The organism is Vibrio sp. 10N.222.46.A1, assembly GCF_041473595.1.
GTDB lineage: Bacteria > Pseudomonadota > Gammaproteobacteria > Enterobacterales > Vibrionaceae > Vibrio > Vibrio tasmaniensis_A.
Map to the genome: position 1 here is coordinate 1 of NZ_JBFRSN010000877.1, position 1,616 is coordinate 1,616.

The 1,616-nt window shown below is 43.1% G+C and carries 1 protein-coding gene; it reads right to left on the reverse strand.

The window, feature by feature from the left end; translation table 11 throughout:
• A partial coding sequence (locus AB4496_RS21405) for a PAS domain-containing protein (protein WP_372131890.1) occupies positions 1-1,616 on the reverse strand: 1,616 nt, incomplete at both ends.

Below are 1,616 nucleotides of genomic sequence, written 5' to 3' on the forward strand. Positions count from 1 at the left end.
TGTTTAAGCTCTGTTATATCAGTAAGAACAGAGTCCCATTCATAATAATCGCCAAGATCAGAAATCTTGCTCTGCAAATTGAGCCATCGGTTTTGGTTATCAATATTCACTCCAATATCGAGGCTTAGTTTTCCCTCTTTATTTCCACTACGTACCTTCTTAATTAAGGTTCGACGATCCTGAGCATTAAGCGGTGCGAAAAAACTAATTGGAGAGCGGCGCAATTGAGCAGGAGTAAGCCCTAAAAGCTCCTCTACCCCATTACTAATAAAGACGAATTCAATATCGTGAAGACTTCGTTTGGGCTGAATATGCTGTATAACCGCGCCATGCAAATTGTTCGCCAGTTTCTGTACTCGGTCATCGGCACTTTTTGCAATTTTTTTCGCTTCGTAAAGCTCAGTAAGATCATCAAGAATGGTCACTGAGCCTTCGATATTCCCGTTGGAGATATAAGGGCACTTCCAATACGCGTAGTGTTTACTGCCTTGCGGCGAAACGACTTCTTTTTCTAAGCGAGGCAAAACAACCCCGTGATGGATCATTGTGTCTTCATCGGAGTTATTAACGATAGTTCCTTCGATTAACTCAAAACCAGTAAGCTGCTGCGCGGCACTGTTCAGACTGATTATCTGGTTATCCAAGTTACGCACAACAATAGGAAACGGCATTGCGTCCAACAATGAACGCTCGAACTCCACTTGATGTTTGAGAGCGGATTCAGTTCGCTTTCGATCTTCAACTTCACGTCTTAGTTTCCAACTCCATGCCATTACAAGCATAATGAGCACCGATGCTACAGAGATTAAAATGGCAGCACCCAAGATAACATCTGCCGTATCCACGCCTGATTCATAAGACACATCCAACCAATGCTTCTTGATCTGCTGATACTTGTGATGAGGTATGGCGAACAGCGCTTTGTTAATAATATTGTTCAGCACTTCTTGGTCGGCTTCGACACTGTAGGCGACTGGAATATCGTTGTCTTTAGATAGCAGGCTTGTTACGCGTAAGTACCCTGAATACTGGCCCTGTAATAGAGGAGACGCTAAATAGAGCGAAAGCATCGCTGAGTCTACCTCTCCTGTATCCACGGCATCGAGCAAAAGCAACTCAGAGCTATAGGTCTTAATTGGGCAAGCCTCACAATAGCGTTTCACAAGCTCTATTCCGACACTGTCGTTTATAGTTCCAATAACGGAGCTCTTCGTTAACTCACCGAATACCGCCAATTTACTCGTATCACTTTTACCAACCAGTGCCCACGGCTCAACCATGAAAGGCTTAGAATAGAGGTGATGCTCATCGTCACCAGTAGAAGGTGTCGCCTTAGTATGAATTACTGGAAGAGAAACTGGATGAGCTTGGTTGCCCTGTAAATCGAGGTCGTTGTCGTAAATAAAGTTTAACCCCGTAAGTCGGGATATTTCACTCAATATATCAATCGAAATACCATCAGGCTTACCTTCACTATTCATGAAAGATATAGGCTTAGAGTCTGCCGTCGATGATACATATATGTTCGGATTAAGAAGAAGGAACTGCTGTTCTTTTTCAGTTAATAGCAGCTTGTTTTTACTAACGACTAACAGAAGACGCCTTTGTATTTCGTT